Origin of the sequence: Metabacillus sp. YM-086, from assembly GCF_048059995.1 — a bacterium.
GTDB classification, from domain to species: domain Bacteria; phylum Bacillota; class Bacilli; order Bacillales; family Bacillaceae; genus Metabacillus; species Metabacillus litoralis_B.
This window is the reverse complement of sequence record NZ_JBLUOI010000021.1, coordinates 19077-28311: the sequence shown is the minus strand read 5'-3', so window position 1 is coordinate 28311 and position 9235 is coordinate 19077. Positions and strand designations below refer to the sequence as shown.

The following is a 9235-nucleotide window of genomic DNA, read 5'->3' as shown; positions in this document are numbered from 1 at the left end:
GGACACAAACGAGGTTCACCGCTCAAAATCAGTCTCGATAACCCCAGTATCGGGACACAAACGAGGTTCACCGCTCAAGCCCAGTCTCGATAACCCAAATATCGAGACACAAACGAGGTCCACCCCCAAAGCTCAGTCTCAATAATCCCAGCACCGAAACACAATCAAGACCAATCTCCCACCCCGTGTCCCAATAACCTACTCCACACTAGCCGTCGTCCCCGAAATCTCCAAATGCTCCTTCAGCTGCTCCGACAACGTCAAACGATCTTCCTCAGACACGATATAATAATAAACTCCATCAATCTTATCCCCGGAACCTTCGACCTGGAACTGAGTGAGATTTCCACTGGCTTCTTTGTAATTTTCTTGAATGTCCCACATCTCATCAAAGGTTAAATTCGTTTTAACGTTATTTTGGACAACGTTGAACATATCACCAAATTTAGTGATCGAAGTGATGTTAGCACCTTTTTTCATTACCCCTTCAATGACTTGTCGCTGGCGGTCCTGGCGTCCAAAGTCTCCGCGGGGATCCTCTTTACGCATCCGTGTGTAGGCTAAAGCCTCTTCGCCATCTAAAGTTAATGTGCCTTTAGGAAAATCATGGCCATCATAGGAGAAGTCTAATGTATTTTCCACTGTAACACCGCCAACAGCATCAACCGTATCTTTAAAGCTATCCATATTGATTTTTACAAAATAATCAACAGGAACGTCTAAAAAGTTCTCCACCGTATCAATCGCCATTTGGGTACCGCCGTAAGCATATGCGTGGTTAATTTTATCTTGAGTGCCCTTGCCAACAATTTCTGTTCGTGTGTCACGAGGGATGCTGACCATTTGCGTTGAGTTTGTATTTGGATTGACGGTCATTAAAATGAGAGTGTCAGCGCGCCCGACGTCACCCTTACGTTCATCCACGCCCATTAGCAAAATTGATATTGGGTCTTTTTCTGTAAACACAACTTGTTCCGGTCTTTTTTCTGAAACCTCTCTATCGATATTTTCGTGAATGGTCTCAACTGTATTGGCTGCTGATTGAAAAATATAATAGGCATAGCTGCCCACACTGATGAGAAGTAAGCCAATGATGCTTAAGGTAATCCAAAGCCATTTTTTCTTCTTTTTTCTAGCTTCTCTCATATCTAGTTCATCCTTTTTGTTTTAGGTCTAAGAAAATTATAGAGCGACCGGGACTGGTTACACAATCCTCTTTTGTCAAAAATTGTTGAAATCATTCTAGAACCTGTCGGATTTGTGTATAATGGTGACAAGTCTATTTTATAGTTTGGATTTTCAGAAGAGAGAACATGTATGATCAAACTTACCGCTTTTAGAATCTTTTTCAAGTAGGGTAGACGATTTATATAAAAATTAAGGTTATTTTTTTCTTATGTAGGGTTATATAGTAGTTAGACGCTAACTAGGCAAAACAAGTTTCACAAATTTATCATATTTTCTATTCAAAATTGCAAATTCCAATAGTAGGATGGATAGGAATGTTGTATAGTTTCTTAGGGGAACGGCTACAAAAGAAAGATAAGGTTCGAAGTGTATGATGACGAACCTAGCTTAACCCGCTGATTAGAAAATATTCTGATTGAGGCAATTGTATAAAAAGTAATTTTGCCTTAATGTGTTAAGCACTTTTTTAACAATATGTGAATGAAAAGAGCTCAGGTTACCTACATTAATAAGTAATTGTAGGACTTCTGTCTCTGATCTGCTATGACAAAAGAAAAGACAAATTGAGGATTATTTATCCAGTAATTCTAAATGTTCTTGTTGACCTTTTGCGTTCCAAGTGATATTTTTTTTATGATGATTTGTTAATAAAAGTGTTTGAACTATATGAGTACCACTAGAAGGTTCTCTATTTTTTTGATAGCCATGTTTTTAGTATTTGAGGTGATAAGGATGGCAATAAATCGAGCAGAGTCAACAATATTTCAAACAAGTTCATATCAACGATTAGCCGTAATACCGAAGGAAACAGTATATAACTTATATTTAAAACGTTTTTTTGACATTCTAGTTGCAAGCATTGGCTTAATCTTCGCTACCCCTATCGTTTTAATCACGATGATCTTGATTAAGCTGGAATCACCGGGTAATGCATTGTTTTTCCAAGAGCGTGTAGGCTATAAAGGGAAAAACTTCAACGTGATCAAACTTCGCTCTATGAGATCAGATGCCGAGAAAAACGGCGCACAGTGGGCAAGTAAGAATGATCCTCGTGTAACGAAAGTGGGCGCGTTTATTCGTAAAACACGTATTGACGAGCTTCCACAATTAGTGAACGTGATTAGAGGGGACATGAGCTTAATTGGTCCTCGTCCTGAAAGACCTGAATTCACAGAAGAGTTTGAGCGTGACATTCCAGGCTTTAAAATGCGTTTATTAGTGAAGCCGGGCTTAACTGGCTGGGCGCAGGTGAATGGCGGTTACGACATTACACCGAAAGAAAAATTAGAATATGATTTAATTTATATAAAAAACATGGGATTTCTATTAGATCTAAACACGGCGATTAAGACAATTAGAGTTATCTTTACAGGTGAAGGTGCTAGGTAGCTTTAGGCTTTAGGAGGACATCTCTAGTATGAAGGTTCTTGTAACGGGCGGATGTGGATTTATCGGTTCACATATCGTCGATAAGTTAATTGGAGAAAAGCATGATGTATATGTGGTTGATAACCTTGTGTCTGGTCACAAGAGAAATGTAAATTCAAGCGTGCAAATCATGGATTGTGACATCAACAGTGATTTGATGGAAAAAGTCATCCAGGATTTTCAACCTGAAGCGATTATTCATCAAGCTGCACAGGTTAGTGTAGCTTCTTCAATAAATGATATATTGTACGATGAAAACGTAAATATACGTGGTTCAGTAAATTTAATTAACCTGGCAAAGAAATATGGAGTGAAGAAAATGGTGTTTGCATCATCTGCAGCTGTTTACGGAAATCCTGTTTCACTACCAGTCGATTTAAATCATCCGACAAGCCCATTATCTCCGTATGGGGTTTCAAAGCTGTCGGTTGAATATTATTTAAAAATGGCTAGTCAAACATTTGGACTAGATTACACCATTTTGCGCTATGCTAACGTGTACGGGCCTCGCCAGGATGCACACGGTGAAGGTGGAGTTATTGCGATTTTTTCTGATTGCTTAGCAAATGGAAAAGCTCCGACAATCTTTGGTGACGGTGAGCAAACAAGAGACTTTGTTTATGTGGAGGACGTTGCTGCGGCAAATGTTTCTGCATTAACAATGGGGCATAACCAAACATTGAATGTATCTTCCGGAGAGGAAATTACTGTGAACAAGCTTTTTGAAACCATGCAAGAAGCAGCAGGAACATCCTTGGAAGTCAATTATAAAGAAGAACGAAGCGGAGATATCCGTAATAGTGTCCTTTGCAACAAAGTGACGAAGGAGCAGTTAAACTGGAATCCAAAAACATCACTACTAGAAGGACTACAAAACACATTAAATTTTTATAAGTAAAACAATATCTCCCGTCTTGACGAACCTATCCATAGATAGGAGTGGCGGGAGTTTTTGTCGTAGTTCGAAAAAACGAAACTAGTTGAATTGAGGGACAAAATAGATGAAACACATTCTCGTGTACTTTCCATATGAACTGCAAAAAAATCCAAAAAGCGGATCAGGTGTTAGACCGAAACGAATTGTTGAAGCATTTAAGCAATATTGTGAAGAAGAAAGTCTTGAGTTAGTTGTGATTTCTGGAACAACGTCAGAAAGACAAGCTGCAATCGAACATTATCATGCGCGTAACGATTACAACAATGCTCTTTTCTGTTACATGGAAAACAGCACAATGCCGTACTGGTTCACAGACCCGGATCGCAAGCCTAAAAACGTAAAGCTAGACAGCGGTTTCTGGAACACATTGAAACAGCACAACATTCCAATCAGCTTGTTTTACCGTGATGTGTATTGGAAGTTTGACGACATGTATGTACCGCCAAAAGGAATTAAGTTTCTACGCTATTTAATGAGACAAGTTTATAAGCAAGAGTTAAAAACATATCAGAAGTATGTTGATCTCCTTTATCTTCCTTCATTAGAAATGAACAAATATGTAGGTTGGCAAGGTGAAGTAAGTGAACTGCCTCCTGGTATGGAGAGAGTTGAAAGAAGAAACAATATCTCATTAAAGCTGGAAGAGCCTTATCAAGCAGTTTTCGTAGGTGGAATTAGTGACCAAGTTGGGATGCTAATGCTTCTTGAAGCATTCAAAGTGCTAAACGAAAATGAGCATGTGATTAATCTTGAATTAGTCTGCCGTGAAAATGAGTACACTAAATATCAAGAAATGCATAAGTACGAACAATATCATTGGTTAAAGGTGAGCCATTTATCAGGAGACCAACTTATCGAAGTTTACGACCGTTCCCACTTGGCGTTAATTCCAAGGGAGAAAAATGCGTACCATGACTTCGCCGTTCCTGTTAAATTGTTCGAATACCTTTCACACCACCTGCCTGTTGCAGCAACAGATTGTGATGCTCAAGCACGTTTACTGAAAGAAGAAGGCTTCGGCGCTGTGTCAACAGTTGATCCAGAACAATACGGAAAGGCTATTCTCGACCTTTTGCAGCCTGACACATACAATCAAACAAAACAAAACATCGAGCTAAAAGCATGGGAAAACCATAGCTGGTATGCAAGAGTTCGTAAAGTGGCAAACGATATGCTGCGCATAAAAGAAGGGAGGAACTAAGAGATGAAGATTGCCGTCTTAGGACCAGCAAGCAACGTACACACCAAAAAGTTCCTTGATTATTATGATAAACAAGGTTTTGACATTATCAACATTAGCTTTGATAGCCACAAGGATGATCAAGATCGTTCGCATTGGAAAAACGTCAAAACCAGCTACCTTAATGTAGGTTCAAATAAATTAACGTACTTTTTAACGGTATCAACTCTTAAGAAAATATTAAAAGAGGAAAAACCGGATATTCTTCATGCTCACTATGTATCGAGCTACGGAGTGATCGGGGCACTGGCGAATTTTCACCCGTATGTGATTTCGGTTTGGGGAATGGATATATTTGATTTTCCAAAAGAAGGTGCTTTAAATACATATATGGTAAAATATGCATTGGGAAAAGCCGACATGATTGGCTCAACGAGTGAAGTCATGAAGGTAGAAACAGCTCAATATACAGATAAGAAAATCGAAGTAACTCCGTTTGGTGTAAACCTTGATGTGTTTAAGCCAAATGAAGTACGTACCGATTCAGACAAGATAAACTTCGGGATTGTTAAAACGATGACAGAAAAGTACGGTATTCGTTATCTGCTACAAGGGTATGCTCTTTTTAAAGAGCAAGTAGACGAGCTAACGTATCAAAACACCCACCTCACAATTGTTGGGGGAGGTCCAAAGCTTGAGGAATATCAGAATTTGGCTCAAGAGTTAAACATTGCTGACCAAACAACCTTTACAGGGAAAATTCCGCATGACCAAGTTCCGAATAAAATCAACGAGTTTGATGTGTTTTTTGTGCCTTCAACTCTTGATAGTGAAAGCTTTGGGGTTGCGGCAGTTGAAGCTCAAGCTTGTGAAGTTCCGGTTGTTGTTGCAAATGTTGGTGGTCTGCCAGAGGTTGTGCTAGACAAACAAACTGGCTTCGTCATCCCAACAAAGGATGCACAAGCGATTGCAGACAAAATGATTTACTTCATTCATAACCCTGAAGAAGGCAAAAAGATGGGGAAGCTTGGGCGCGAGCATGTGTCAAAGCATTACCAATGGGAGGAAAACGCTGCTTATATGGTTTCCCTCTATCAAAAGAATTTATTATAGAAGGAAGGGAAAAGCGTGGACAAGCCATTAGTATCAATCATCACACCTTCTTACAATAGTACAAAGTTTATTCCGGCAACAATTGAATCAGTACTCGCGCAAACCTATCAAAACTGGGAAATGCTAATCGTAGATGACTGTTCGAAGGACGAATCACGAAAAATCATCCGAGAGTACACAGAAAAAGATAGCAGAATCAAACTAATAGAGTTAACAGAAAACAGCGGTGCTGCAGTTGCTCGTAACACGGCCATCAAAGCAGCGAAAGGAAAGTACGTTGCTTTCCTTGATAGTGATGATTTATGGGTGCCTACTAAGCTCGAAAAGCAAATCGAATTCATGGAAATCAATGATTACGCGTTTACATATTCAAAGTATCAGTTAATGGACGTGGACGGCAATAAGCTCGACCGCGTCATAGATGTCCCAAGAAATATCGATTACAACGGTCTACTAAGCAATACAATCATTGGCTGCTTAACAGCTGTTGTGAATATAGAAAAAACAGGTCCAATTGAAATGCCGAACATCAGAACAAGACAAGACTTTGCTCTATGGCTTTCGATTTTAAAACGAGGTATAAAAGCACATGGCCTTCAAGAGGTATTAGCCTATTACCGATTGGTACCAGGCTCAATTTCTAGTAACAAAGTAAAAGCTGCAAAACAAACGTGGAAAGTTTACCGAGACGTCGAAAAGCTCGGCCTACTTCGCTCTGTGTTTAGTTTTACCGGCTATGCGTTCAATGCAGTTAAAAAAACGTATTTGAAATAGGGGAGGAAATACCATGAAAGTACGTAAGGCGATTATCCCTGCAGCAGGGTTAGGAACAAGATTTTTACCAGCAACAAAAGCACAACCAAAGGAAATGCTACCAATCGTAGATAAACCAACGATTCAATATATTATTGAAGAAGCAGTTGCATCTGGAATTGAAGACATTATGATCGTAAGTGGCCGTGGTAAACGTGCAATTGAAGATCATTTTGATAAATCATATGAGTTAGAAGAAACACTAGCTAAAAAAGGTAAGGATAAAGTTCTTGCAGAAGTTCAAGAAATTTCAAACCTTGCAAACATCCACTATATTCGTCAAAAGGAACCAAAAGGTCTTGGCCATGCAATTAACTGTGCAAGTCGTTTTATCGGAAACGAGCCTTTTGCGGTGCTTTTAGGGGATGATATCGTAAAATCGGATGTTCCTTGTACAAAGCAATTAATCGATATGTATGAAAAATATGAATGCTCTGTTGTGGGAGTTCAGCCTGTACCTGATGAAGATGTATCAAAATATGGAATCATCGCTCCTAAACAAGATCAGCAAAAGCCAGGAGTTATTACAGTTGATTCATTAGTAGAGAAGCCAGCTAAGGAAGAGGCTCCGTCTAACTATGCGATCATGGGTCGTTACATCTTAACTCCAGACATTTTTAATATTTTAGATGATCTACCAGCAGGAGCTGGCGGAGAAATTCAATTAACAGACGCATTAAAAATCTTAAACGACATTCAATCTGTTGTAGCGTACCCATTCACAGGTGTTCGCTATGATGTAGGAGATAAATTCGGCTTTATTAAAGCATCAGTTGACTTTGCTTTGCAACGCGATGATTTAAAGAATCAAGTGTATGAGTACTTAAAAGAGGTAGTCAGCAAAGATAATGGAGGCAGGTAATATGCAAATTGCAGTAGTAGGAACCGGCTATGTTGGTCTTGTTACCGGAGTATGCCTATCCGATATCGGCCATAACGTCACATGTGTAGACATTGACGAATCAAAAGTAGAACGAATGAAGCAAGGCATCTCGCCAATCTTTGAACCAGGCTTAGAAGAGCTTATGGTGAAAAACTATGAAGCGGGTCGCCTAAACTTTACAACAAAGCACGCAGAGGCTTTCAATAACGCACAAGTGGCTTATATTGCAGTAGGAACTCCTCAGCGTGAAGATGGTACGGCAGATCTGCGCTTCATTGAGCAGGTGGCAAAAGACATCGCACAGAACCTGCAAAACGATGCAGTGGTTGTCACAAAGAGCACAGTGCCTGTTGGAACGAATGAAAGGGTAAAGAGTATCATTCTAGAGTACCTAACTAAAGACGTAAACGTTGAAGTAGTCTCAAACCCAGAATTCCTTCGTGAAGGCTCTGCTGTATCTGATACGTTCAATGGTGACCGTATTGTTATTGGAGCGGATTCAGAGCAAGCAGCGGCTATTATAGAAGAAGTAAACAAGCCATTCGGCATTCCAATCTATAAAACAGATATCCGAAGTGCCGAAATGATTAAGTATGCATCAAACGCATTCCTTGCTACAAAGATTAGTTTTATTAACGAAATATCTAACCTTTGTGAAAAATTAGGGGCCAATGTAAGTGATGTGGCAAAAGGTATGGGAATGGACGATAGAATTGGGAATAAATTCTTGCAGGCCGGAATAGGCTATGGAGGGTCATGTTTTCCAAAGGATACAAACGCTCTTGTCCAAATCGCAAGCTTCGTTGAGCATGAGTTTAATTTATTAAAATCTGTTATCCAGGTAAACAACGAACAACAGCGTTTACTCCTTAAGAAAGCAAAAGAACGTTTTGGTTCGCTGGAAGGCAAAACAGTTGCATTACTAGGCTTAGCATTCAAGCCGAATACAGATGATATGCGTGAAGCAGCTTCGATTACTTTAGCTCATGAACTAGTGCAAGAAGGGGCTAAAGTCGTAGGTTATGATCCAATAAGCATGGATAATGCGAAGAAACTACTACCAGGAGAAACGATCTACACAAATTCAGCAGAAGAAGCTGTGAAGATGGCAGATGTTGTTTTTATCGTGACAGAGTGGGATGAAATCAAAAGTATCAAATTTGACGATTATGTGAACTGGTTAGAGATTCCGGTTATTTTTGATGGTCGAAACTGTTATGATCTAGAAGAAGCGATAAAGTATAAGGTAGAATATCACTCAATTGGAAGAAAATCCATTAAAAATTTATCTTAATAAAGACTAAATAATTGCAACCTTATGTCGATAATATTGGTGTAAGGTTGTTTTATACATGCTATTCAAATAAAATATATTTTGAATAGTAATACATCTTACCTAGCACTCTACCATAGTTAACATAGTTTAATATTTTAATGAAATATTAAACTTCAAGAAACTGGAAAATAAAAATAGTCGAAAGTACTAGAATTTTTCCGAGATATGTTATATTATTGGTAATGTATTCAACTGGGAGAAAGGTTTTCATAAAATAGAAGAAATTAACTAAAAAAATAGTTGAATTTTCTACTAAAATATGAAATAATTTCTAAATGTACAGGAGAATATAGCTAGAATAGTTAGTAGATTAATAGGGATTTAGCTATACACCTATATCTCCTATTGATAAAAACA

8 protein-coding genes are annotated in these 9235 nt (G+C 38.8%); 7 read left to right on the top strand and 1 reads right to left on the bottom strand.

All coding sequences use genetic code 11. From position 1 onward, the window contains the following. Window positions 1-198: 198 nt before the first annotated feature. Window positions 199-1146: a LytR family transcriptional regulator gene (locus ACEWK1_RS11195; RefSeq protein ID WP_416636262.1), complete on the bottom strand. Its 948-nt coding sequence runs from the start codon at window positions 1144-1146 to the stop codon at window positions 199-201. 708 nt (window positions 1147-1854) lie between these two features. Between ACEWK1_RS11195 and ACEWK1_RS11190 the strand changes: the two genes are divergently transcribed. The 7 genes from ACEWK1_RS11190 to ACEWK1_RS11160 all read left to right on the top strand — a co-directional run bounded on the left by ACEWK1_RS11190 (window position 1855) and on the right by ACEWK1_RS11160 (window position 8836). Further along, window positions 1855-2577, top strand: coding sequence for a sugar transferase (locus ACEWK1_RS11190; RefSeq protein ID WP_281730480.1), 723 nt, complete (start codon window positions 1855-1857; stop codon window positions 2575-2577). Between the two features lie 28 nt (window positions 2578-2605). Continuing rightward, a complete protein-coding gene (locus ACEWK1_RS11185; RefSeq protein WP_416636261.1) occupies window positions 2606-3514 on the top strand; it encodes an NAD-dependent epimerase/dehydratase family protein in 909 nt (302 codons plus the stop codon). Between the two features lie 103 nt (window positions 3515-3617). Next, a complete protein-coding gene (locus ACEWK1_RS11180) occupies window positions 3618-4754 on the top strand; it encodes a glycosyltransferase (protein WP_416636260.1) in 1137 nt (378 codons plus the stop codon). 3 nt (window positions 4755-4757) lie between these two features. Beyond that, entirely contained in the window at window positions 4758-5846 is a 1089-nt protein-coding gene (locus ACEWK1_RS11175; RefSeq protein ID WP_416636259.1) for a glycosyltransferase, read from the top strand. 15 nt (window positions 5847-5861) lie between these two features. Continuing rightward, window positions 5862-6620: a glycosyltransferase family 2 protein gene (locus ACEWK1_RS11170; protein WP_416636258.1), complete on the top strand. Its 759-nt coding sequence runs from the start codon at window positions 5862-5864 to the stop codon at window positions 6618-6620. A gap of 13 nt (window positions 6621-6633) precedes the next feature. Further along, complete coding sequence (galU, locus tag ACEWK1_RS11165; RefSeq protein WP_416636257.1) at window positions 6634-7521, top strand: UTP--glucose-1-phosphate uridylyltransferase GalU; 888 nt, start codon at window positions 6634-6636, stop codon at window positions 7519-7521. A gap of 1 nt (window position 7522) precedes the next feature. Further along, the gene (locus ACEWK1_RS11160) at window positions 7523-8836 is read left to right on the top strand and encodes a UDP-glucose dehydrogenase family protein (protein WP_416636256.1); all 1314 of its coding nucleotides are present in this window, start codon (window positions 7523-7525) and stop codon (window positions 8834-8836) included. Window positions 8837-9235: the final 399 nt, after the last annotated feature.

Coding starts and splice junctions, on each gene's coding strand:
- ACEWK1_RS11160 (WP_416636256.1), top strand. CDS start 7,523: ATGCAAATTGCAGTAGTAGGAACCGGCTATGTTGGTCTTGTTACCGGA.
- ACEWK1_RS11180 (WP_416636260.1), top strand. CDS start 3,618: ATGAAACACATTCTCGTGTACTTTCCATATGAACTGCAAAAAAATCCA.
- ACEWK1_RS11195 (WP_416636262.1), bottom strand. CDS start 1,146: ATGAGAGAAGCTAGAAAAAAGAAGAAAAAATGGCTTTGGATTACCTTA.
- galU (WP_416636257.1), top strand. CDS start 6,634: ATGAAAGTACGTAAGGCGATTATCCCTGCAGCAGGGTTAGGAACAAGA.
- ACEWK1_RS11190 (WP_281730480.1), top strand. CDS start 1,855: ATGAGTACCACTAGAAGGTTCTCTATTTTTTTGATAGCCATGTTTTTA.
- ACEWK1_RS11185 (WP_416636261.1), top strand. CDS start 2,606: ATGAAGGTTCTTGTAACGGGCGGATGTGGATTTATCGGTTCACATATC.
- ACEWK1_RS11175 (WP_416636259.1), top strand. CDS start 4,758: ATGAAGATTGCCGTCTTAGGACCAGCAAGCAACGTACACACCAAAAAG.